25 protein-coding genes and 1 riboswitch are annotated in these 21,835 nt (G+C 35.5%); of the genes, 18 read left to right on the top strand and 7 right to left on the bottom strand.

Annotation, left to right across the window (positions count from 1 at the left end):
- The first annotated feature begins 5 nt into the window (after positions 1-5).
- The 9 genes from gldC to ATE47_RS10725 all read left to right on the top strand — a co-directional run bounded on the left by gldC (position 6) and on the right by ATE47_RS10725 (position 6,071).
- A complete protein-coding gene (gldC, locus tag ATE47_RS10760) occupies positions 6-332 on the top strand; it encodes a gliding motility protein GldC (protein WP_062161976.1) in 327 nt (108 codons plus the stop codon).
- Between the two features lie 132 nt (positions 333-464).
- Positions 465-1,604 carry a cystathionine gamma-synthase gene (locus ATE47_RS10755; RefSeq protein ID WP_062161975.1) on the top strand — a complete coding sequence of 380 codons (1,140 nt, stop codon included), beginning with the start codon at positions 465-467 and terminating at the stop codon, positions 1,602-1,604.
- Between the two features lie 120 nt (positions 1,605-1,724).
- Positions 1,725-2,204 (top strand): DUF4440 domain-containing protein, encoded by a 480-nt coding sequence (locus ATE47_RS10750; RefSeq protein WP_062163516.1) that lies wholly within the window; start codon positions 1,725-1,727, stop codon positions 2,202-2,204.
- 50 nt (positions 2,205-2,254) lie between these two features.
- On the top strand, positions 2,255-2,470 hold the full coding sequence (locus ATE47_RS19480; RefSeq protein WP_335338418.1) for a GNAT family N-acetyltransferase: 216 nt from the start codon (positions 2,255-2,257) through the stop codon (positions 2,468-2,470).
- Positions 2,467-2,694: a GNAT family N-acetyltransferase gene (locus ATE47_RS19475; protein WP_335338417.1), complete on the top strand. Its 228-nt coding sequence runs from the start codon at positions 2,467-2,469 to the stop codon at positions 2,692-2,694. Before ATE47_RS19480 ends, ATE47_RS19475 begins: the two co-directional genes overlap by 4 nt.
- Positions 2,695-2,753: 59 nt before the next feature.
- The gene (locus ATE47_RS10740; RefSeq protein ID WP_062161974.1) at positions 2,754-3,257 is read left to right on the top strand and encodes a DinB family protein; all 504 of its coding nucleotides are present in this window, start codon (positions 2,754-2,756) and stop codon (positions 3,255-3,257) included.
- Between the two features lie 60 nt (positions 3,258-3,317).
- Positions 3,318-3,932 (top strand): hypothetical protein, encoded by a 615-nt coding sequence (locus ATE47_RS10735; protein ID WP_150114819.1) that lies wholly within the window; start codon positions 3,318-3,320, stop codon positions 3,930-3,932.
- A gap of 2 nt (positions 3,933-3,934) precedes the next feature.
- Positions 3,935-4,483 carry an L-threonylcarbamoyladenylate synthase gene (locus ATE47_RS10730; RefSeq protein WP_062161972.1) on the top strand — a complete coding sequence of 183 codons (549 nt, stop codon included), beginning with the start codon at positions 3,935-3,937 and terminating at the stop codon, positions 4,481-4,483.
- Positions 4,484-4,649: 166 nt separating this feature from the next.
- Positions 4,650-6,071: a CCA tRNA nucleotidyltransferase gene (locus ATE47_RS10725; RefSeq protein ID WP_062161971.1), complete on the top strand. Its 1,422-nt coding sequence runs from the start codon at positions 4,650-4,652 to the stop codon at positions 6,069-6,071.
- A 333-nt stretch (positions 6,072-6,404) separates the two neighbouring features.
- Here the strand turns inward: ATE47_RS10725 and ATE47_RS10720 are convergent, their stop codons facing one another.
- The 3 genes from ATE47_RS10720 to ATE47_RS10710 form a co-directional block, all read right to left on the bottom strand.
- A complete protein-coding gene (locus ATE47_RS10720; protein WP_062161970.1) occupies positions 6,405-7,445 on the bottom strand; it encodes a hypothetical protein in 1,041 nt (346 codons plus the stop codon).
- A gap of 11 nt (positions 7,446-7,456) precedes the next feature.
- The gene (locus tag ATE47_RS10715) at positions 7,457-9,298 is read right to left on the bottom strand and encodes a TonB-dependent receptor plug domain-containing protein (RefSeq protein WP_062161969.1); all 1,842 of its coding nucleotides are present in this window, start codon (positions 9,296-9,298) and stop codon (positions 7,457-7,459) included.
- A gap of 29 nt (positions 9,299-9,327) precedes the next feature.
- A riboswitch (cobalamin riboswitch) is annotated at positions 9,328-9,504 on the bottom strand.
- Positions 9,505-9,882: 378 nt separating this feature from the next.
- A complete protein-coding gene (locus ATE47_RS10710) occupies positions 9,883-10,365 on the bottom strand; it encodes a cytidine deaminase (RefSeq protein ID WP_062161968.1) in 483 nt (160 codons plus the stop codon).
- Between the two features lie 103 nt (positions 10,366-10,468).
- Here ATE47_RS10710 and namA point away from each other — a divergent pair, with 103 nt between their 5' ends.
- The 3 genes from namA to ATE47_RS10695 are packed head-to-tail and all read left to right on the top strand — an operon-like array spanning position 10,469 to position 12,199.
- A complete protein-coding gene (gene namA, locus ATE47_RS10705; RefSeq protein ID WP_062161967.1) occupies positions 10,469-11,521 on the top strand; it encodes an NADPH dehydrogenase NamA in 1,053 nt (350 codons plus the stop codon).
- Between the two features lie 31 nt (positions 11,522-11,552).
- Positions 11,553-11,846, top strand: a complete 294-nt coding sequence (locus ATE47_RS10700; protein WP_062161966.1) for a DUF2752 domain-containing protein — start codon at positions 11,553-11,555, stop codon at positions 11,844-11,846.
- A gap of 20 nt (positions 11,847-11,866) precedes the next feature.
- Positions 11,867-12,199 (top strand): CCC motif membrane protein, encoded by a 333-nt coding sequence (locus ATE47_RS10695; protein ID WP_062161965.1) that lies wholly within the window; start codon positions 11,867-11,869, stop codon positions 12,197-12,199.
- Between the two features lie 303 nt (positions 12,200-12,502).
- On the opposite strand, the gene ATE47_RS10690 is transcribed toward ATE47_RS10695, so the two are convergent.
- Positions 12,503-14,035, bottom strand: coding sequence for an endonuclease (locus ATE47_RS10690; RefSeq protein ID WP_062161964.1), 1,533 nt, complete (start codon positions 14,033-14,035; stop codon positions 12,503-12,505).
- 374 nt (positions 14,036-14,409) lie between these two features.
- Here ATE47_RS10690 and ATE47_RS10685 point away from each other — a divergent pair, with 374 nt between their 5' ends.
- Together ATE47_RS10685 and ATE47_RS10680 are read left to right on the top strand one after the other, a co-directional pair.
- A complete protein-coding gene (locus tag ATE47_RS10685) occupies positions 14,410-15,219 on the top strand; it encodes a T9SS type A sorting domain-containing protein (protein ID WP_062161963.1) in 810 nt (269 codons plus the stop codon).
- Positions 15,220-15,327: 108 nt separating this feature from the next.
- Positions 15,328-15,645 carry a hypothetical protein gene (locus tag ATE47_RS10680; protein WP_150114818.1) on the top strand — a complete coding sequence of 106 codons (318 nt, stop codon included), beginning with the start codon at positions 15,328-15,330 and terminating at the stop codon, positions 15,643-15,645.
- Positions 15,646-15,717: 72 nt separating this feature from the next.
- On the opposite strand, the gene ATE47_RS10675 is transcribed toward ATE47_RS10680, so the two are convergent.
- Positions 15,718-16,245, bottom strand: a complete 528-nt coding sequence (locus ATE47_RS10675) for a DUF4136 domain-containing protein (RefSeq protein ID WP_062161961.1) — start codon at positions 16,243-16,245, stop codon at positions 15,718-15,720.
- A 4-nt stretch (positions 16,246-16,249) separates the two neighbouring features.
- The gene (locus ATE47_RS10670; protein WP_062161960.1) at positions 16,250-16,429 is read right to left on the bottom strand and encodes a DUF5522 domain-containing protein; all 180 of its coding nucleotides are present in this window, start codon (positions 16,427-16,429) and stop codon (positions 16,250-16,252) included.
- Between the two features lie 41 nt (positions 16,430-16,470).
- On the opposite strand from ATE47_RS10670, the gene ATE47_RS10665 reads away from it, so the two are divergent.
- From ATE47_RS10665 to hemL, 4 genes are all read left to right on the top strand, one after another.
- Complete coding sequence (locus ATE47_RS10665; protein ID WP_062161959.1) at positions 16,471-16,797, top strand: hypothetical protein; 327 nt, start codon at positions 16,471-16,473, stop codon at positions 16,795-16,797.
- Positions 16,798-17,124: 327 nt separating this feature from the next.
- The gene (locus ATE47_RS10660) at positions 17,125-18,033 is read left to right on the top strand and encodes a 1-aminocyclopropane-1-carboxylate deaminase/D-cysteine desulfhydrase (RefSeq protein WP_062161958.1); all 909 of its coding nucleotides are present in this window, start codon (positions 17,125-17,127) and stop codon (positions 18,031-18,033) included.
- A 16-nt stretch (positions 18,034-18,049) separates the two neighbouring features.
- Entirely contained in the window at positions 18,050-19,108 is a 1,059-nt protein-coding gene (locus ATE47_RS10655; RefSeq protein WP_062161957.1) for a glucosaminidase domain-containing protein, read from the top strand.
- Positions 19,109-19,183: 75 nt separating this feature from the next.
- Positions 19,184-20,467 carry a glutamate-1-semialdehyde 2,1-aminomutase gene (hemL, locus tag ATE47_RS10650; RefSeq protein ID WP_062161956.1) on the top strand — a complete coding sequence of 428 codons (1,284 nt, stop codon included), beginning with the start codon at positions 19,184-19,186 and terminating at the stop codon, positions 20,465-20,467.
- Between the two features lie 187 nt (positions 20,468-20,654).
- On the opposite strand, the gene ATE47_RS10645 is transcribed toward hemL, so the two are convergent.
- Positions 20,655-21,818 carry a hypothetical protein gene (locus ATE47_RS10645; protein ID WP_062161955.1) on the bottom strand — a complete coding sequence of 388 codons (1,164 nt, stop codon included), beginning with the start codon at positions 21,816-21,818 and terminating at the stop codon, positions 20,655-20,657.
- Positions 21,819-21,835: the final 17 nt, after the last annotated feature.

The following is a 21,835-nucleotide window of genomic DNA, read 5'->3' as shown; positions in this document are numbered from 1 at the left end:
ACGTTATGAGAAAAACTCAGATTACGATAGATGTAGAGCTGGACGAGAATCATATTCCGGAAAACATCACATGGAACGCCCAAGATGGCGGGATCGAGAAGGAGGAAACAAAAGCGACAATGATCTCTGTTTGGGATGAGAAGACGATGGAAGCATTGAGAATTGACCTTTGGACAAAAGAAATGCCCGTTGATCAGATGAAAATGTTTATCCATCAGATTCTAGTGTCTCTTGGAAATACTTACCAGAGAGCAACAGGCGAAGAAGATGTAGCACAATGGATAGAAGAGATGGCTGAGGAGTTCGCAGTGAAATCTGCAATAAAAATGTAAAAAAGCAATAGGCTTTAAGCAGTAAGCGGTAAGCTTTTTGCATGCAGCCTAGCCAAAATATTTATTAATAGTAGTAAGTTTAGCAGTAAGGAAAGCTTATTGCCTAAAGCTTAAAGCCTAAAGCAAAAAAGTATGAATTTTAATACAAAAGTTATCCACGGAGGACAGCACCACGAATCTGCAACAGGTTCCGTAAATGTTCCTGTATTTTTAACATCTACATTCGCACAAAAAAGCCCGGGAGTACATTCCGGTTATGAATATTCACGAGCAGCAAACCCTACAAGGCAGGCTTTGGAAGACTCTTTGGCAAGCATTGAAAATGGAGCGAGAGGTTTGGCGTTCGGGTCCGGATTGGCAGCAATCGACTGTGTTTTAAAATTATTAAATCCTGGAGATGAGGTAATTGCAGTGGATGATTTGTATGGCGGAACCTACAGAATGTTCACTAGGCTTTTCGAAAAATATCAATTGAAATTTACTTTCGTTAATTTTGATGATGCTTCTAAAATTGCCGATGTAATTACAGATAAAACTAAATTAATCTGGATTGAAACTCCAACCAATCCGTTGATGAAGTTAGTTGATATCAAGGCTGTTGTAGAAATTGCAAAAGGAAAAAATATTCTTGTTGCAGTTGACAACACTTTCGCAACCCCTTACCTTCAGAGACCAATTGATCTGGGAGCTGATATTGTAATGCACTCTGCGACAAAGTATTTGGGTGGTCATTCCGATGTTATCGCCGGAGCTTTGATTGCTAAAGATGTTGAGTTGGGAGAAAAACTACATTTTATTCAGTTTGCAAGCGGAGGAATTTTAGGTCCTCATGATTCTTATCTGGTTTTAAGAGGGATTAAAACTCTTGCGTTAAGAGTTCAGAGACACTCGGAAAACGGAATGGCAGTAGCGAAATATCTTGAAAATCATCCTGCAGTTGCTCAGGTAGTTTACCCGGGATTAGAATCTCATCCACAATATGAACTTGCAAAATCTCAAATGAAAGATTTTGGAGGAATGGTTTCTTTCACCTTCAAATCAGGAAAAAAAGAAGATGCTATTAAATTCTTAGAAAAACTAAAAGTTTTCACGTTAGCAGAATCTTTGGGTGGAGTAGAATCTCTGGCCAATCACCCTGCTTTGATGACTCACGCATCCATTCCTGCTGAAAAGCGTGCTGAACTTGGGATTACTGATGATTTGGTTCGTTTGAGCGTTGGAATCGAAGATGCGGAAGACCTGATCGCAGATCTGGAAAGAGCATTTTCTTAATTATAAAAAGTTGCTTTTGTCATTCTGAATGCAGCGAAGCGTAATGAAGAATCTATTTTAATGAATAAAGATTTTTCCTTCGTCAGAATGACAGATTGTTATAATTTAAAACAAAACATAATGAGAAAGATCCAAATTCTATTATTGCTAATTGTAAGTCAAATTGCATATTCTCAGGTAAAAAATACCGATGAATTATATAAAACAGCAAAAAAGCTGGACAGTTTGATTTTCGATATAGGCTTTAATAAATGTGATCTTTCTCATTATAAATCCATAGTCAGCAAAGATTTGGAATTTTATCATGACAAGGGCGGAATTACCTCTGGAGAAGAGGCTTTCACAGCTTCCATTAAAAATAATATCTGCAGCAGTCCAAACAAAATAAAACGTGAGCTCGTTCCAAATACTATGAAGGTCTATCCGCTGTACAATAAGAACGCTTTATATGCTTTCGTACAGGAAGGCGAGCACGAATTCTTTGAGCTGTCCAATGGAAAATGGAACAAAGGTAGTCGCGCAAAATTTACCATTCTCTGGGTTTTAGAAGGCAAAGACTGGAAAATGAAACGTGTTCTAAGCTACGACCATCACTTATAATGTATTTTGTCAAAGTTTAAAATCTTTGACAAAGTTTTAATTTCAATAAAATGATCAGAAAAGTCATCTTACAGGATTTACATCAACTAGCGGAGTTATTCGATCAATACAGGATTTTTTACCATAAAGATTCTGATGTTCCTGCAGCAGAAAAATTTTTAAAAGAAAGAATTGAAAAACAAGATTCAGAAATTTTTGTAGCTGAAAATGATGGTAAGTTAATTGGTTTCGTTCAGCTATATCCAATCTTTCTTCAACAAGAATGAAGCGTTACTGGCTGTTGAATGATTTGTATGTCAACGAAAATTACCGCGGAAAAGGCTTTTCAAAAGAGTTAATTGAAATATCCAAAGAACTGGCAAAATCAACCGACGCCAGTGGAATTTTACTTGAAACCGGAAAAAGCAATGACATCGGAAACCGTTTATATCCAAGCTGCGGCTTCGAAATATATGATTCCGTAAACTTCTATGAATGGACGAACGGATAATTGTCAATTGTGAATTTTCACAACTCATAACTCATAATTAATAACTTATAACTAAAAAAATGTCAGATTTTCAAAAATACGTTCAGAGATATTTAGATAATATTCCATCCGAAAACTGGTTGGAGGAATTAAAAAAATCAGGAGAAAAAACCACTGAAATATATTCAAAACTTACAGAAGAGCAATCCAACTTTGCTTATGCCGAAGGAAAATGGACATTGAAGGAGTTACTTCTGCATTTATCAGACACAGAAAGGGTTTTTCAGTACCGTATTCTGGCTTTTGCAAGAGGTGATCAAAATGAGCTACCTGGTTTTGACGAAGAACTGTACGCTAATCAGTCTTTTGCCAATGAAAGAAGCTTAGAATCTTTACTGGAAGAATACAAATTGGTTAGAAAATCTTCCCAAGTCTTGCTGGAAACAATGAATCCATCTGCCTTAAAGAACATCGGAACAGCCAACGGAAACCAAATTTCTGTAGAAACTATCGGGAAATTGATCGTTGGGCATAATTACCATCATTTGAATATTATTGAGGAAAGGTATTTGCCGAAATTGTGATGATAAAAACTGATTTATGGAGAATATGATTAATTTAGAAAGGGTTAAGTATAGTTGTTTATGAATAACAATCTTAAAATATTAACACTATATTTCCTGTTTTCAATTCTATTTTTAGGGATTTCATTCTTCATAGCATATATTTCGTGGTGGCGGATAGATCAAGGAACTTCAGAATTTTTTATTATCGTATTTTCTGTGATGCTCTGCTGGATAGGAGTAGGTTATTTAAGTACGCTTATAAGTAGTAAAATTATTTTTAATAATCTTAAAGAGATCGGTTTTATTTCTCCATTCACATTGGTATTTAATAATTTTTTTTATGAGAAAAAAGGATTGTTAATATCCAAAAGAATTAAGAAACTATTTTCATCATTTGCTTTCCCTCTACTTTTCTTTTTCATTTTTTTGTTTTATAAAATCGTAAATTTTGTAGAAAGAACAGATTTAACTTATTATAGAATTGAGAGAATAGTAAGAATTGATAATATTTCATATTATAAAGGTTCTAAAAGAGCGCATGTAAACCTTGAATATGATAAAAATAAAATTAGCAAAGTGATTTATTTGAAAGATACCCTTAAAAATGTAGGAGATTATGAAACAATAGTTTTTTCTTCAAGAAACCCTTACATTATGAAAAGTAAAATCGAATATGAAGAAAATATAAAATAATTATGGAAAACATTATCAACATACTAAAATCCGGCGGAACAATCCTCTATCCAACAGACACTATCTGGGGAATCGGCTGTGACGCTACAAATATAGAAGCGATCAACAAAATTTTCGAAATTAAAAAACGTGAAAAAAACAAATCCATGATCATTTTGGTGGAAACAGAAAAGAGACTTCAGGATTTGGTTGATGTTCCGGAAATGGCTTGGGAAATTATTGATCTTAGTGAAAAACCAGTAACAATCGTTTACGAAAATCCAAGAGGTTTACCGAAAGAATTATTAGCAGAAGACGGAAGTATAGGAATCCGTTTGGTGAAAAATGATTTTTGTAAAAAATTAATCACAAAATTAAATAAACCTCTGGTTTCAACTTCTGCCAATTTCAGTGGAGATAAAAGTCCGTTGAAATTTTCTGATATTTCGCCCGAAATTATTGATCTCGTAGATTACGCAGTGGAAGAAGACCGTGAAAAAGTCTCCAAATATTCGGGTTCATCGGTGATAAAAATCTGGAGTGATAACAGAATAAAAGTCCTTCGCGAGTAAAAGAAGAATTTAATTATCTTTGCAAAATCGTGTAACCATTAAGGCATTAAGAATATTCGTCAAGGCTGTACTCTTAATTTCTTAGTGGTTTTACATTAGATATTGTTGACAATTTTAATTAATTGTAAGTCTAATATCTAACATTTAATATCTAACATCAATAAAAATGTTCATCAATCTTAATCAAAATAAAAATCTAAAGCTTTTCAAAATAATTTCTGAAGTCGCGGCTGGAAATAATCAGTCGGTGTATGTTGTTGGCGGTTATGTCCGGGATTTGTTGATGAAGAGAAAAGCTTCTACGGATATTGATTTTGTAACTGAACAAAGCGGAATTGAACTTGCCCAAAACGTAGCCAAAGAAATCGATCCGAAAATGAAAGTTTCCGTTTTTAAAACCTATGGAACGGCGATGATTAAATACAAAGATCTGGAACTGGAATTTGTAGGTGCCAGAAAGGAGAGCTACAACGAAAACAGCAGAAAACCGGATGTAGAAGGCGGAACGATTGAAGACGATCAGAAAAGAAGGGATTTTACCATTAATGCAATGGCAATTTCTTTAAATAAAGATAATTTTGGTGAATTAATAGACCCTTTCAACGGAATTGATGACCTTGAAAAAGGGATTTTAAGAACGCCTTTGGAACCGGCTCAAACGTATTCTGATGATCCGTTGAGAATGATGAGAGCGATTCGTTTTGCATCGACTTTACAGTTTCAGATTGAAGAAAATTCTTTGGAAGCGATTCGTAAGGAAGCTGAAAGAATTAAGATTGTTTCAATGGAAAGAATTATGGTTGAGTTTAATAAAATCATGCTTTCCCAAAAACCTTCAATTGGATTAAAATTAATGGAACAAACAGGTTTAATGAAATTAATTATTCCTGAATTAATCGATCTTAAAGGAGTAGAAGAGGTGGAAGGACAAACCCATAAAGACAACTTTTATCATACTTTGGAAGTGGTAGACAATATCTCCGAAAACACGGATAACCTATGGCTTCGTTGGTCCGCACTCCTTCACGACATCGGAAAAGCTCCGACAAAAAAGTTTGTTGAAGGTACAGGCTGGACTTTTCACGGACACGAGTTTTTAGGCTCAAAAATGACAAAAAACCTTTTTCAGAGACTGAAATTACCGTTGGGTCCGGACATGAAGTACGTTCAGAAAATGGTAAAGCTTTCATCGCGTCCAATCGCTTTGATTACAGACGATGCCTCAGATTCTGCTTTGAGAAGATTGCTGTTTGATGCCGGAGAAAATCTTGAGGATTTATTTACTCTTTGCAAAGCTGATATCACGACAAAAAACTCCAAAAAACAGGAAAAATTCAAGAAAAACTTTGAATATGTTGCGGTAAAAATCAAGGAGGTTGAAGAAAAAGATCAGGTAAGGAATTTCCAACCGCCTATTTCCGGTGAAGAAATTATGGAGATGTTTAATCTTAAGCCTGGAAGGGAAATCGGTATTTTAAAGGAAAAAGTAAAAGAAGCTATTCTGGAAGGAGAGATTGGAAATGATAAGGAAGAAGCAAGAAAATTTGTGATTGTAGAAGCGGAAAAGCTTGGACTGACTTTAGCATAAAAATTTTATTTTAAATATTTATAAGGCAATGGATTCTATCTTTTGCCTTTTTTTAACCGCAAATGTCACAAAGATTTCATCAACTTTATATTTTAAGTTTAATAAAGAAACGTTGAAAGGCCGTTTAAGTTTTGAAATCTAAGATTTTCATCTTTTGTATGCTTGATTATAATTTAATGTTTAAACTTTTTTTAAAATAAAAATTAATCTTTTGTGACTTTTGCGGTTAAAAAAACAGAATAATTAAAAAAATCCGGGCGGTTTCGAAGAAACCGCCCGGAAAAAAAACACAAATGATGAAAAAAAATATATTGAATACCGAAGTATCAATTTTTAGTTCCAGAATACACCGTTTGAAGCTTTACCCGCTGTAAAAGTTTTAAGTAAAGATCCTGATGTAGAATATACGCTGATTTTGCTGTCTTCCGTAAATCCGTTCGCATCTGATGTGAAAATTTTGTCATTCACAACACTGAATCCATAAAGATTAGAATAAGGATCAATACTGTTTGCTACCGTGAATAATGGTGTGGTAGGGGCAGTAGTAGCGGTTAGATCCATTGCAAAAACATTAAGTCCTGATGAAAAATAGAATTTACCTTTTTCTATCTCAAGGTTGGTAGCGTTGGCAATTCCTGTTAAAGTGTACGTTTTCGTAATGCTTCCCGTATTGGAAATCTGATAAATGTAGGAATCTGAAGTTCCTGCTGCAATAGCGTAAACTACGCCGTTGCTCGCAATCATTTTGTTGATATTTCCGTTTGGAAGTGTGATTGTAGATTGAACTTCGTTGTTTGAAGTGGTGATATAAGTGATTTTATTTCCGAAACCGTATGATGCATTTTGCACAAAAATATTATTTCCGGCCTCTACAATTCTCTCAGCATTATCTGTAAAATTGATTTTTTTAACGAAAGATAAATCAGATGCTTTGTAAACGCTTACAAATTTGTCACCTCCGTATTTATCGTTGGTTACATAGATGTTGTTATTGGCAAAAGCCATGTAGCGGGGAGAATTCAGCTGGGCTGTAATTTCGCCTGTTGTTTTAAAATTATAACGGTTTACAATCTGGATTTTATTCGAGTTGTTTAATAAAAGATAGGCATTATCACCACTAAAAGTGATCGTCTGCAAAACATCTCCCAAGTTTGAGTTTCCATTATTTGCTGAGAAAATATTATCCTGTTTGATGCTTAGATCCGAACTTACAAAAGTTACATCAGCATTCGGTTTTCCAAAATTCCCTTCATTGGCGATTAGAAAGCCGTTTCCGTAATACATTTCCTGATTTACCTGGTCATCATCGCTACAAGACGTAGTGAAAAGCAAGGCAGAAGCAAAAGCAATTGTTAAAAGTTTAGTTATTTTCATATATTTTAATTTTAAAAATTCAGGGTTGCAAAAATACTGTAGTTTCTTTTCGGCATTGGGTAATAAGAAACCGTTTGATAGACAGTATTGGTAATGTTATTTACTTTAAATCCTAAAGTATATTTTTTCAAAAGCGTTGCAGAAACTCCCGTATTCATCACAAAATACGGATCTATGGCATCCGCTCGTTTTTCATCCGTTGTTGTATACGTAAGGCCGTTGAAAAGCCCCTGAACATATACTTTCAGGAAACTGTACTGATAATCGATGTTTCCGTATGCTTTATGAATCGGAACGTAAACCATTTGGTTTCCCGTTTCCTTATTGGTAGATTTTGAATAAGTATATCCTGCGTTAAGCTTTATATCGTGTTTTCCAAAGGTTTTATTAAAGAGAATCTGGGATTCAAGACCATAAATTTCTACTTTAAAAGTATTAAAGGCGGCCCAATATCCGGAAGAGGTAGGAAGCCAGTTGATGTAATTTTTCACATCCATATAATATGGACTCAATGTAATTTTAAAATCACCAAAGCTGAATTCATGATCCATGTCCACATTAATTGAGGTTTCGGGGATCAAATCAGGATTTCCACCTTTTTCCCAATACAGATCATTAAAAGAGGGGATTTTAAAGTTTTTTGAAACATTAACTCCTGCATTATACCATTTCAAAGGATGCCATTTTCCGGAAAAAGAATATAAAACGGGTGAACTGATATCTTCTACAAAATCCTTTTTTACTCCGGCTTCAAAACGAAGGTTTTCCGTCACAAAATATTTAATCAACCCTGCTGCAGATCCCATATCTCTGCTGATATTTCCGATTCCGGATTGATAGCCTTTCCCCTTGTTTACTTGAAATTCACCAATGACATTAAAGTTGATTTTCGGTGTGATGAAGTAATTAAAATCGTTTTTAAAAATATAATTCTTTCCTTCTGCGCCGCTTTCCTTAGGTTTGAGAATATCTCCGAAATATTGGAAATTATCCTCTGTATAAGCTGCTTTCAGGCTATTGGCAAATTTATTTTTATTGATATCCCACGAAATTAAGCTTCTTAAAGTCTGGGCATTATATTTTGTTTTATTTCCATTTTCTGCAAAAATCGGGTAGTGCTGTGATCCGTCAAAGACCTGGTTTTGCCATGAAATTGTCTGTTGCGGGGCAATCTTGTAAGAAATCCCCACATTCATCGATGTATTATAATATCTTCCGTTCCTGTTGATATAGCCTTCATTACCGGTTTTGAACTCAGGAACTTCATAATCATTCTGACTGATAAAATAATTTCCGGAAACCTTAAAGCTGAATTTTTCATTACTGAATGAAGCTTTCGCAAAATTATTATAAGTATCAAAAGAAGATATTTCGGAGTATAGGGAAGCTTTAAAACCTCTGTTAAAATCAAGATTATTATTCAGGTGAATACTTCCTCCGATTGCAGAACTGCCATATTGTACACTTCCACCACCGGCTTTTATCTCCAGCTCATCATACCCGAAAAGCGGAATATTATTCACATCGCCTTGTCCCAGGAAATTAGAGTTAATGTTAATCCCATTCCAGACAAAAGCGGTGTGTCCCGCACTTGTTCCGCGGAAAGATGGCGAAGAAACTGCACCACGGCCGTTTTCCTTAATGTAAATAGATGTTTGAAAGCGTAAGGCATCAGATAGATTGGTAGAATTTTTCTCCAGATCTTCTGGATTGAGGGTATTAACTTTATGAAAAAGTTTTACCTTATTCATTTGATTGTCAAAGATGTATACGGTGTCAATGGTTTTCTCCTGTCCGAAAAGAAAACAACCGTAAGACGAAAAAAGCAGTACTAAAGATCTCTTTATATCCATTCTATTTTACTTTTCCTCCGAAAGCAATGTATTTAGTTATAATTCTGGCAGGTCTCCTGACTTTCGCTTTTCTACACCTTCCCGTTTTCACAGTGGTTTCTCGTAGAAATTTTGATTGCGATTTACAGTTGCGGGGACAGTTTGGGATTTCCACCCAATTCCCTATTAATTCCAAATAATTGGAAACCAAAATTTTTGCAAATATAAGCTTATTCGCTAAAAGTGCAAATTATAAGAAATTATTAAATAAATTATGGCTTAATTACCATAATCATCTTCCAGTATCCATCCTCCAACTTCCCTTCCTTGTAAGAAGCTATTTCCGGCTTTCCACTATATCTTTTTGGTTACGGCCTCCGCTTCGCTGCGGCCGCAACCAAAAAGGATGCCGCTGCAATCCGGGCTAGGATAGTAGGAACGGTGGCTTCGAGAACCTCAGCCACCAGGGAATTTCAGTCACTTTCATGCCAAGAAAATACGCGGTAAGAATTCCCCTCCTCTGGAGGGGTGGCAAAATTCAAAGAATTTTTGACGGGGTGGTTAAATAAATAGGCACAAAAATTAATTTCCTATTAAAGCAAAACCTACAAAAACGTCGCATCAAAATAAAACGGCAACAAGTCCTTAATCGAATGTACTTTTACAACTTCATCATTCATACTTGAAAAATAAAGATCAATATTTTCGTTCTGCTTTGTTTCATATTCGATTAAGCTTTGTCGACACGCTCCACAAGGTGGAATTGGTGGATTTTTTTCATGAAATTCTTTCGGTCCTCCGACTACAAAAATCTTTTTGATTTTCACATCAGGAAAATTTGCAGCAACCCAAAATAAAGTCGTTCTTTCGGCACAAAGTCCTGACGGAAAAGCGGCGTTTTCCTGGTTGTTTCCGGAATAGATTTCTCCGTTTTCGAGTAAGACCGCACAACCCACTAAAAAGTTGGAATAGGGTGCGTATGCCTTTTCACGAGCTTGTTTTGCTCTTTCGAATAATCTTTTTTCTATATCGTTCAGTTCACTGCTATTCTTAAAATATTCGTAACTGATTTGAGTTTCTTTTTTCATATATTGTGGCTTCAAAAAAGGGGGATAAATTTACTTCTTTTTAATCAGGCAGACAATTTTATTTTATTCTTAAAAATTTTAATTTAAAATATTCAAATCAAAAATGTTATACACTCCAATCAAATTCAGAAATGTAGAATTGAAAAACCGTTGGGTAATGTCCCCGATGTGTATGTATTCCTGTGAAAACGGCCTTGCGAATGACTTTCACTTTGTGCATTACGGAAGCAGGTCTCAGGGCGGAGCGGGATTGATCATGGTGGAAGCAACAGGTGTGGAACCTCGCGGGAGAATCACCAATCACTGCATGGGAATCTGGAATGATGAACAGGCAAAAGAGCTTCAGAAAATTGTAGAATTTGTACATAAAAACTCCGAAAGCAAAATCGGAATCCAGCTTGCCCACGCCGGAAGAAAAGGTTCAACATGGAATAACATTCAGATTCCCGTTGAAGAAGGCTGGGAAACAGTTGCGCCGAGCGGGATTCCTTATCATCCGACGGAAAGAATTCCTCACGCTTTAACAATTAATGAAATTAAAGAGCAGGTTCAAAATTTTAAAAAAGCGGCAAGAAGAGCCGTAAAAGCAGGCTTTGATGTTATCGAAATTCACGGTGCGCACGGTTATTTAGTTCATCAGTTTTTATCACCGCTTTCCAATATCAGAACGGATGAATATGGCGGAAGCTTTGAAAACAGGATCAGATTTTTATTGGAAATTGTAGATGAAGTCAATGAAGAATTAAATGAAAATGTAGCTCTTTTTGTAAGAATTTCCGGAACGGAATACGTTGAAAATGGCTGGGATATTAATGACAGTGTAGAATTAGCAAAAATTTTAAAAAATCACTCCGTCGATCTGGTAGATGTTTCAAGCGGAGGAAATATTCATGGAGCAAAAATCCCTGTTTATGACGGTTATCAGGTTCCTTTTTCTTCAAAAGTAAGAAATGAAGCAGGCGTGAAGACAGGAGCGGTAGGTTTAATCACAAAAATAAGTCAGGCAGAAGAAATTTTACAAAAAGCTGATGCGGATTTAATTTTTGTAGCAAGGGAAATTTTGAGAAACCCCTATATTGCCGTTCAGGGATCGTTTGAAATGAAGGAGGAATGTTTTTTTCCACATCAGTATTTAAGAGCAAAAATTTCTACATAATTTTTATATATTTGATAGCCAAACAGTAGAAATGAAAATAGAAGACTTTATGTTATCGTGCCCTAGTAAGAAATTCTTAGGAATTGAATGTTTTGGCTGCGGAACCCAGAGAGCTATTGTCATGGTTTTTGAGGGAAGGTTTGGGGAAGCCTTTCATATGTTTCCCGCTGTTTATACGTTGCTGCTTTTTTTTGCAACGGTTTTCCTCAGTTTTGTAGATAAGAAAAGAAATTACGGAAGTTTATTGGTTGTTTTAGCAGCTGTTAACGCTGTGATTATGGTCGTTTCTTATTTTTACAAACATTTTTATATAAATACACATTAATAAATATTAAAATTATAACTATGAACCAACAAAAATTACCAAACGCAACTGCCGTTTTAGTTTTAGGAATTGTATCTATTGTAGGATGTTGCTGTTATGGGCTTCCTGGATTAATTGCCGGAATCATCGCTCTTGTTTTATACAGCAAAGATGCCAAATTGTATAAGGCAAACCCTACGGAATATTCTAATTACAGTAACCTGAATACAGGTAGAATTTTAGCAATTATCGGGATTATATTAAGTGCGTTATATGCTGTTTACGTAATAGTATTAATCTCAACAGTTGGATGGGAAGCAATGAAAGATCCTCAATTAATGCAGGAGAGAATAAGAGATTTAATGGGACAATAATTAAAAAAAAAGACTGCTTAATTGCGGTCTTTTTGAGTTCATTAATAAAAACAAAAGCCTTCTTTCATTCGAGAGAAGGCTTTTTAATATAATTAATCTGGGTTAAGGATTTTAATTAGGTTTGGAAACTGGAAGAGGGAAGTTATGAAGATTGTAAAGAACAACTTCCTTACCTTTTCATCTTAGTTTAAATTGTTATTTCATTAATTTATAGCATACCTCCAAAAAATTAGAAGACTACCAGTAACCTCCAGCTCCCTTCTTCATCTTCCAGCCATTTGAATCAACTTAAGTTAATTTAAATTACTTCACAATAAACTTCAAAGTAGAATTATCTAATTTCAAAAGATAAACTCCCTGCTCGAGGTTTTTAATTTTAATTGAATTTCTACTATTTTTAAAAGGTTGATCAAATGTCTGAACCATCTTCCCCTGAAGATTATAAATCTCAGCTTTTTTGATATTTTGAGTTTCGCCCTTTACAAAAATTTCATTATTTGAAATTGGATTTGGAGAAATTTGTAAATCTTTTTGATCTGAATTTAATGCAGAAGGAATGCTTTGCCCCGATCTGGAGGTTCCTGAATAACACGTCCAGCTCAGGTTGTCGATGGCCACTCGGTTACTTGTAGAATTATTTTCAAGGATCACCACCGCATTTCCAGAGATGTTAATGTTACTGATTGTTGTGGTTGTAGAATTTGTACTGTATGGTACTGTTCCCACGGTTGTACCGTTCACTTTTACGGTAAATGTTCCGCTTGTTCCTGTGAACTTCAATTGAGTAGTCACTGTCAATGACCCGATTCCATTGGCTGAACTGCTTGACGTTAAGGCTCCGTCTCTGATCGTAATTGCTTTGCTGGAAATGGTTTGGTCGGTTCTTGAGTCAGTTGCCGTCCATGTAATTCCACCATTTGACCATGTTCTTGTTAAATAAGAAGATGAACTTGTTGTTGGAATTGTTTCAAAAGTTTCGTTGACGCAATTCGTTCCTGTCGGAGGATTTGTTGTTCCGCCGCCTGAACCGGATCCCCAAATTAAATTAACATAATTCGGATTATCGATGAAAGGATTTCTGTTTCCCTGATAAGTATATGAAGCATTATTTCTGTTGATTTCCGCCTGAGAAACTGGATCCTGATTATGCCAGGTTAATAAAACATTCAGTTCCCAGGTCTGTAATCCCGGAAAAACAGAGCCACCCAACATATTTCCAGAAGTAAAAGTGGAAAGCTTGCTTTGATAGCGCGTTACAAAATAAAAAATCATCCTTGCAACATCACCTTTAAATTCATCAATCGGTTCAAAAACCGTTCCCGCATATCCCGAAGAAACAGAATTTCCGAGTTTCGAACCATTGTTAGAAGTGAAAGTTGCGGTCCCCACCTTTCCGAAAGGATAATTTGACCTCATTCCGTTTACTTTTCCATCTGTTGCCCTGATAAAGTGGATATCTGAAACCATTGGAGAAGATTGATTGAAGAAGCTTTGAGGGACGATATGTTCTCTGTTATAGCAATTTCCTTCTACTGAATATGTCCCGCATTGGTTGGTTCCGGGAGTATATTTGTAAGGATCAACAGTTGTTGGTTTTTCAGAGTAAATGTCAAGAATCGAACCGTCGTTTTCGTAATTTTTATCAATATCGGTGGTCTTGTAGGCGGTCCAAAGCCCACTGTAGCCCTTATCCTGGTGACCGTTTGTAATAATCGTGCTCAGGGCAGTTTTCAAGGAGGCTCCTGACAATCCGTTTGCAGAATTGTAATATCCGGATGGAGCTTGAGCATTAGCCAGAATGCCGGCAAATGCAAAAAGGAGTAATGACTTTTTCATGTTAATATTTAAATTTTGGTAAGATTACTACAATTTAATAAATAAAAAATTACGAGATTGTTAATTTTCATGATGTATTGAATTATTAACTATGCAGTGCTTATAATCTTTTAAATAGAGATGCTTCAACTCCGCTCAGCATGACATCGCTATAAATTTGCTGTAAAATAACAGTTAGTATTAGCAATGTCATGCTGAGCGGAGTCGGAGCATCTCAAAACTGCAGAATTTTATTTGTGTCATTTGCGAAAAATATTTGTGAAATTCGTGTTTAAATTAATATTAAGTTTTCTTTAATTGATAAATATCATAAAATATTTAATCAAACTTAATGAAGAAAAGAATTAATTTCGTGATTATTATTTTTATTTAGAATGATTAAAAATTTATCTTTTAAAAATTGTCTTCCTTTATTAGGAATATTGGGTGGAATGTTTACTGCAAATGCTCAATGCAATGCAGTCAGTAGTTTTTCTGAGAATTTTGATGCGTATTCCTGTTGTAATATGGGAGTGGTACCTACTTGTTGGGAAAGTGTCATGTTAAATGGAGCAAGCCAGATTATTTCCAGTAGTCAGCCTGCCTCCGGGACGAGCCAGATTTATCAAAATGGTTACGGATCGGGAAAAATATCAATCGTGGTGATGCCTCCGATTTCTAATATCAGTGCGGGAACACACCGCTTGAGGGTTAAAATGAAGGCTAATGGCGCGGGTTATCTCGAGTTTGGATACATTAAAGATGCCTTGCCGGATACTTTTGTAATGCTACAGCCGATTACGATCACCAATACTTCTTATGACGCCACTTCCGAAAGGACTTTCACGGTTCCGACTACCGTTCCGGACGGAATGAGGCTGGCAATCCGTAATCCGGGAACTTCTTTTGCCGGGCATTATTGGGATGATGCAGTTTGGGAACCGATCCCGAATCTTGGAACTCATGAAACTGATATTTCTTCAGGAATAAAAGTATATCCGAATCCTTTCAATGATATTCTGAATATTTCTGATATTGAAAATGTAAAAACTATTACAATCACAGATGCAGTGGGAAGACTTCTAAAAACAGTTGATAAACCTTCAACAGTTTTGTCATTAAATGATCTTGAAAAAGGTGTTTATTTTGTGAATTTACATTTCAAGGACGGAACAGTTAAATCCTTCAAAGAAATCAAAAACTAATTTTTTTAATTTTAAACGGAAAGGCTGTTGATTTTTTATTGACAGTCTTTTTTTATTATTAAGATTAATTTGGCAGATATTTTGTCTTATTCAATGAAAATCACCATTATGAATAACAAAATAAAAATAGCTTTAGGGCTGATTGCTGGAGGAGCATTGATCTATTTGGGCCGTAAAATAAAGAACAGGGAAAGTAAATCCGAAACTTTTACAGGAGAAGACGGAAATACATACAAAAAAGACGAAATGTATTTCACTTCCGACGGAAAAGTCTACAAAAACGGAAAATTATTACATTTTAAAACCCCTGAAAATAATGAGGATGTAGTTCCGAAAACAAATGTTACTTCCGAAACATTACCAAAAAATTATGATGCGAAGCCTAAAAATGTTGAATATCACCATAAAGGAGTCAGACATCATTAATGTGATACCTAAAAAAAGTCAATGCAGTTTTTTTGCATTGACTTTTATATATTTGATTGATTTAAATCTTAATTATTTTCTCTGTGGAGGATAATTTTTCATGATTTCCGCCATGATTTCAGGAATTTGTCTTTGTTTTGCTCTCGGAGAATCTACGGAAATTCCGCTTCCGATTCCCTGCCAAACCAGTTTATTTGATTTTGCATCTACAAGATCCACAATGATGGCTCCTTCGTTATAATTGCTCGTCCATGTTCTGCTCATCCCGATTCCCCAACCGAAAGGGCCACCCCAACCATACATTCCGTAAGGAGAATTATTGGTAATATCGGTTACTTTTTTATGATTGGCTTTTACATTCACGATAAGATCCGGATTTTCTCCCGACTGAAGCCCTTTGCTTTGAAGCTGTCTGGACAATTCATTCAAAACCCTGTCTTTATCAATATCATTAAGCTTCAAATCATCAATCCTGATTTTGTAAGTTTTATAAGTATTGAAATTTGCTGTTTCAGCATAATCAGAACGTACCTGGAAAGGGCTACATGACGTTAATCCCAAAGTAGCCGAGGCCAACAAAATAAAAATATATTTTTTCATTTTATTATTTTTTTTTATCGTTTTTAATGAATGTATCGGTCTTTTTATCATATCCATAAGGACAATGTCTACAGCCACTTTTACAGCAATATCCTCTTTTTAGATGAAATTTTTCCGTAAATACCTTGTACCCCTGCTCGTTGTAGTAAAAGTCTTCATTTTCTTTGATGTCAAAAAGTGCCATAGGTTAAATCTCTAAGTCAAAAAAACTTTATATTTGTTATCATGATAATTGTATGCCAAAAGCCTTTAAAAAGATTAAAAATTAGCGGCATCGCTCTTTTCCCTTTTATCTTCATTAGGAACTCCGAAGATAAGAAAAATAAAATATTGATCAATCACGAAAAAATCCATCTGCGACAACAGTTGGAGCTGCTGGTTATTTTCTTTTATATCTTCTATGTAATCGAGTATTATTATTGGATTTTTAAACTGAAAAACAGTTATCAGGCATACAAGAGAATTTCTTTCGAAAGGGAAGCTTACGCCAATGAACATGATCTTAATTATCTCAAAAAAAGAAAATTCTGGAACTTCAGGAAATACCTTTGAGAGTTATGAATTTTGAATTAGGCTGTTGATAAGGCGTCCAAAATTCCCTTCCTTTGGAGGGATGGCGAAAATTCAAAAAATTTTTGACGGGGTGGTTTAATTTTAAAAACAAAAAACACAAATATTTTTACAAACCACAATCATCAATTCATCCGTAGAATCCGTGGGAAAAAAACGTTTAGTTTGTCATTCTGACGAAAGAAAATCGCCACTTATAATAATAGATTCTTCAATCCATTCTTCTACTTTAGAAGCACAGACATCAAACGGATAAAATATTATTCAAACATAAAAATTATTAATTTTGTAAATATGATTTAAGCTAAAATGCTACTAGAACCCCCAACACAAAAAATCCCAATCCAGGAAATTCCCATTAGTAAAAACATAAAACTCTTCATTAAAAGAGAAGACTTAATTCATCCTCAGATTTCAGGAAATAAATACTGGAAGCTGTTTTTTAATGTTAATAATTATTTAAGTGAAAATCCAAAAAATCCTTATATTATTACTTTTGGTGGTGCTTTTTCAAATCATGTCTCGGCAGTTTCGGCCGTGGGAAATCTTGCGGGAATTCCAACATTGGGAATCATAAGAGGTGAGGAACTGCGGGAAAAATGGCGCGACAATCCGACTTTAGTTTTTGCAAAAAGAAACGGAATGAATTTGAAATTCGTTAGCCGGGAAGAATACCGCCACAAAGAAAAATTAACCAAATTTTTACAGAAAGAATTTCCCGAAGCTTTAATAGTACCGGAAGGCGGAACGAATGAAGATGCCGTAGCAGGCATAAAAATGATGCTGAATGACGATACAAAAGATTTTGATTATCTTTGCACCGCCGTTGGAACCGGAGGGACAATTGCCGGAATCTCAAAATTTTGTGAAGAAAACCAGAAAGTTATAGGTTTTAAGGTGGTTGATGATGATTCATTGGAGAATAAAATAGGGGAATTAACCTTAAAGCAAAACTTTCATCTAATAGATTCATGCTTTGGAGGCTATGGCAAAATAAAAGATGAGAATATCCGTTTTATCAATGATTTTAAAGATAAATATGGAATTCCATTAGAACCGATTTATACAGGAAAAATGATGCAGAAGGTTTTTGAACTGATTGATGAAGGTTTTTTTCCTGAAGACAGCAGGATATTGTGCTTTCATACCGGCGGATTGCAGGGGATTGAAGGAGCAAATCTGCTTTTACAAAAACAAAATAGAAATTTAATCATATAAAGTAAAATTGAAAAACATGAAAAGACTTTTCTTACTCGTAAGCCTTTTAGTTTTATCAAAATTCTCAGCTCAATCTTGGGCAACTGATGACCAATACATTCAAAAGTTTGCAAAATACGCAGTAGAAGAAATGGAAAAATACAAAATTCCGGCTTCTATCACCCTTGCACAGGGACTTCTGGAAACGGGAGGCGGGCAAAGCAGATTGGCTCAGGAAGGCAAAAATCATTTCGGAATAAAGTGTAAAGAAGACTGGACGGGGAAAACTATGAAGCATACCGACGACGCTCCCAACGAGTGTTTCAGGGTGTATGACGATCCCAGACAGTCTTACGAAGACCACTCCATATTTTTATCAACCCGGAAATATTATCAGAATCTTTTTAATCTGGACATGAAAGATTACAGAGCTTGGGCTCATGGTCTTAAAAAAGCCGGCTACGCAACGAATCCCCGCTATGCTTCAATTTTGATTGGTAAAATTGAAAAGTATAAATTATACGAATACGACAATACAAATTCTCGGGAAGTTCTTTATGCTGTTTTGAAAATGTATCCTGATCTGAAAGGCGACAGAACTTTCATGGCTCAGCTGGAACCTGAAAAATATACCAAAAAAGCAAAAGAACCTGTTACCGTTGAAGTTCCTTATAAACAAACTTCTTACGCTCAACAACAAAAAAGAGTGGAAAGAATTAAGACAAAAGCGGAAATTCTTAATTCAATTTTAATTAAAAGCCATCCGAATGAAGGTTTAAAATATATCGTAATTCCGGAAGATACTAATGTAACATTCATCGCCAATAAATTCAAAATCAGTGAAAGCAAACTGATGAAATGGAACGAGCTGGAAAGTGATGTTTTAAGAAAAAATGATATTATTTTCCTTGAGTCAAAAAAATCAGATGGAAATACGCCTACTTACAAAGCGGAATCAGGTGAAGATATGCACGATATCGCTCAAAAATTCGGAATTAAATTACATAAATTGTACGCAAAAAACAGAATGGATGAAGGCCAGAAACCTTCTGCCGGACAGTTGATTTATTTAATTGACAAAAAGCCTAGAAACTAATTTTTTGTTGATAGTTTTATAGTTACTAGTTGTTTGTTAAACTAGCAACTTACGACTGCCAACCAACGACTATATATGAAATACCAAAGAAGTTCAGCTTTATTTGATGAAGCTTACAAATACATTCCGGGAGGGGTAAATTCTCCAGTTCGAGCATTCAAATCAGTGGGAGGAGTTCCTGTTTTTATGAAATCTGCAAAGGGTGCCTACCTTACGGATGCCGATGACAACAAGTATATTGACTATATTAATTCTTGGGGTCCTGCAATTTTGGGGCACACTCATCCTGAAGTTTTAGAAGAACTGAAAATTCAGGCTGAGAAAGGTTTTTCTTTTGGTGCACCAACAGAACTGGAAACAGAAATCGCAAAATTTATCACAGAAAATGTCCCGAATATCGACCAGATTAGAATGGTTTCTTCAGGAACGGAAGCTTGTATGAGCGCGATCAGATTGGCGAGAGGCTTCACGGGAAGAGATAAATTTATAAAATTTGAAGGTTGTTATCACGGTCACTCAGATTCGTTTTTAATTAAAGCAGGAAGTGGTGCTGCAACTTTTGGAAATCCAAATTCTCCTGGTGTTACACAAGGAACAGCAAAAGATACTTTATTGGCGAGATATAATGATTTTGAGCAGGTTGAAGATTTGTTCAGACATAATCAAGGTGAAATTGCTGCGGTTATTATCGAACCTGTAGCCGGAAATATGGGATGCGTGCTTCCTGAAAATGATTTCCTTCAAAAATTAAGGAAAATATGCGACGAAAACGGTGCTTTACTGATTTTTGATGAGGTGATGACAGGTTTCAGACTTGCTTTTGGTGGAGCTCAAGAACTTTATAATGTGAAGGCAGATTTAGTTACTTACGGAAAAGTGATTGGAGGTGGGCTTCCAGTAGGTGCTTTTGCGGGCAGAAACGAAATCATGGATCATCTGGCTCCAAAAGGCGGAGTTTACCAGGCCGGAACATTGAGTGGAAATCCTTTGGCGATGAGAGCTGGCTTAAAAACGCTTCAATTGATTAAAAATGATGAAAATTTCTTCAATAATCTTAATAAAACAACAGAAACCTTAGATTTTGAAATCGGAAAAATTTTAAATGAAAAAGGAATTGCTCATAAAATCAACAGAAAAGGTTCTATGATGTCGGTTTTCTTCCATATTAACAGGGTTTCCAATTTTGATGAAGCTCAGGAAGCGAACCATTCGTTATTCAATAATTTCTTTCATCAGATGTTGCAAAATGGAGTTTATCTTCCGCCAAGTGGTTATGAAACCTATTTCATCAGTGATGCAATAAAAGATAAGGAAATTGATATGACACTGGAGGCTGTTAGAAAATTTGAATATTCTTAATTTAATTTAAACACTAATTTGCACTAATATTTTTCACAAATTTCACAATTAAAAAGGCTTTAAAATTATACTTCTTTTGTCATTCCGCAGGAATCAAAATAAGGAAATGTAAGCGATTTAACCTTTAAAAATAATTATTAGTGGAAGTTGTGAAAAATATTAGTGCAAATTAATATTTAACAATATATTACTGCAAGCCAGACCATCCAGTCGCCCAAGTGGGAGCTAAAACCCCGTTTCCGGCTCCTACAGCATCTGGTTTTTCGGTGAAAGTGGTGTCTATAATGGCAACATCTGTACCTGCCGTTGATTTTAAAGCTACTTTAGTTGTAGTGGTGTCAAATAAGGCATCAGTGATTTTTTTATGACCGTTAAAATTGCTCACAGACTGATCACTTTCGATACTAATACCTGTTGTCCAGTTGGAGGTAACTATATTGTCGATCGTCGCATAAGATCCTGAATATAATTTTAATGCCTTAGAATCTCCGGTAGTTCCACCGATCAAAGTAACGTTTTTGATGGAAGGATTTGATCTTGGAGACGCATCAAAACTGTTTATATTATTGATTCCTTTTATACCTGTATTTCCCGTTCCGTCGGCTTTTCTTTTAGTAAAAATATTAGTTGCGGTTCCTACCCATCCGTCTGTCCAGCTGAAAGCGTCATCAGCATTGGCAAGGGAAACAATATTGGATACTGCCACTGTACCTCCATAAAGCTCGATACCGTCATCTAAACCGTTTAATACAGCTATATTCTCTACTTTTGTACCGTTGCCGACACCAAACAGAGACAGCCCGTTGAATTTTTGGGAATTATAGTCTGCACCTGCATATTCAATTCTTACATAAGTCAAAGATCCAGAATTATCTGTATCCGTGGTTCCTCCATACGCAGCATTTCCCAATTCTGAGGAGTTGGAATTTCCGGTATTAACGGGTGCTTTTCCGCAAAGAACCAGCCCGCCCCAACTTCCGGGAGTAGCTGCAGAAGATGTGAATAGGACAGGGGAAGCATTGGTTCCGTTGGCAAAGATCTGTCCGCCCTGCTCAACCAAAATGTAAGAAGAAGCTCCTGCTGTTGCTACAATTCTTGTTCCTGCAGGAATGACCAGTTTTCCGCCGTCTTTTATTTTAATAGTTCCTGTGAGTACATAAACTGTTGTTGGGCTGAGTGTTACAACCTGTCCTGCTGGGATATCACCTTTAAAATTATTAGGATCCTGAGCTATTCCTACAGGAACTATCGTAGGAATGACATCATCATCTTTATCGCATGAATACAAAGCGAATGAAGAACAACCAATGATGAATGCTGCAATTATTAATTTTAAGTGATTTCTTTTCATAATTTTAAATTTCTTGA

Origin of the sequence: Chryseobacterium sp. IHB B 17019, assembly GCF_001456155.1 — a bacterium.
In the GTDB taxonomy this organism is placed as follows: domain Bacteria; phylum Bacteroidota; class Bacteroidia; order Flavobacteriales; family Weeksellaceae; genus Chryseobacterium.
This window is presented reverse-complemented; position numbering and strand designations above follow the sequence as displayed.

Coding starts and splice junctions, on each gene's coding strand:
- ATE47_RS10665 (WP_062161959.1), top strand. CDS start 16,471: ATGATAATTGTATGCCAAAAGCCTTTAAAAAGATTAAAAATTAGCGGC.
- hemL (WP_062161956.1), top strand. CDS start 19,184: ATGAAATACCAAAGAAGTTCAGCTTTATTTGATGAAGCTTACAAATAC.
- ATE47_RS10750 (WP_062163516.1), top strand. CDS start 1,725: ATGAGAAAGATCCAAATTCTATTATTGCTAATTGTAAGTCAAATTGCA.
- ATE47_RS19480 (WP_335338418.1), top strand. CDS start 2,255: ATGATCAGAAAAGTCATCTTACAGGATTTACATCAACTAGCGGAGTTA.
- ATE47_RS10730 (WP_062161972.1), top strand. CDS start 3,935: ATGGAAAACATTATCAACATACTAAAATCCGGCGGAACAATCCTCTAT.
- ATE47_RS10680 (WP_150114818.1), top strand. CDS start 15,328: ATGAATAACAAAATAAAAATAGCTTTAGGGCTGATTGCTGGAGGAGCA.
- ATE47_RS10735 (WP_150114819.1), top strand. CDS start 3,318: ATGAATAACAATCTTAAAATATTAACACTATATTTCCTGTTTTCAATT.
- gldC (WP_062161976.1), top strand. CDS start 6: ATGAGAAAAACTCAGATTACGATAGATGTAGAGCTGGACGAGAATCAT.
- ATE47_RS10755 (WP_062161975.1), top strand. CDS start 465: ATGAATTTTAATACAAAAGTTATCCACGGAGGACAGCACCACGAATCT.
- ATE47_RS10670 (WP_062161960.1), bottom strand. CDS start 16,429: ATGGCACTTTTTGACATCAAAGAAAATGAAGACTTTTACTACAACGAG.
- ATE47_RS10700 (WP_062161966.1), top strand. CDS start 11,553: ATGAAAATAGAAGACTTTATGTTATCGTGCCCTAGTAAGAAATTCTTA.
- ATE47_RS10740 (WP_062161974.1), top strand. CDS start 2,754: ATGTCAGATTTTCAAAAATACGTTCAGAGATATTTAGATAATATTCCA.
- ATE47_RS10690 (WP_062161964.1), bottom strand. CDS start 14,035: ATGAAAAAGTCATTACTCCTTTTTGCATTTGCCGGCATTCTGGCTAAT.
- ATE47_RS19475 (WP_335338417.1), top strand. CDS start 2,467: ATGAAGCGTTACTGGCTGTTGAATGATTTGTATGTCAACGAAAATTAC.
- ATE47_RS10715 (WP_062161969.1), bottom strand. CDS start 9,298: ATGGATATAAAGAGATCTTTAGTACTGCTTTTTTCGTCTTACGGTTGT.
- ATE47_RS10720 (WP_062161970.1), bottom strand. CDS start 7,445: ATGAAAATAACTAAACTTTTAACAATTGCTTTTGCTTCTGCCTTGCTT.
- ATE47_RS10695 (WP_062161965.1), top strand. CDS start 11,867: ATGAACCAACAAAAATTACCAAACGCAACTGCCGTTTTAGTTTTAGGA.
- ATE47_RS10685 (WP_062161963.1), top strand. CDS start 14,410: ATGATTAAAAATTTATCTTTTAAAAATTGTCTTCCTTTATTAGGAATA.
- ATE47_RS10655 (WP_062161957.1), top strand. CDS start 18,050: ATGAAAAGACTTTTCTTACTCGTAAGCCTTTTAGTTTTATCAAAATTC.
- ATE47_RS10710 (WP_062161968.1), bottom strand. CDS start 10,365: ATGAAAAAAGAAACTCAAATCAGTTACGAATATTTTAAGAATAGCAGT.
- ATE47_RS10645 (WP_062161955.1), bottom strand. CDS start 21,818: ATGAAAAGAAATCACTTAAAATTAATAATTGCAGCATTCATCATTGGT.
- namA (WP_062161967.1), top strand. CDS start 10,469: ATGTTATACACTCCAATCAAATTCAGAAATGTAGAATTGAAAAACCGT.
- ATE47_RS10660 (WP_062161958.1), top strand. CDS start 17,125: ATGCTACTAGAACCCCCAACACAAAAAATCCCAATCCAGGAAATTCCC.
- ATE47_RS10725 (WP_062161971.1), top strand. CDS start 4,650: ATGTTCATCAATCTTAATCAAAATAAAAATCTAAAGCTTTTCAAAATA.
- ATE47_RS10675 (WP_062161961.1), bottom strand. CDS start 16,245: ATGAAAAAATATATTTTTATTTTGTTGGCCTCGGCTACTTTGGGATTA.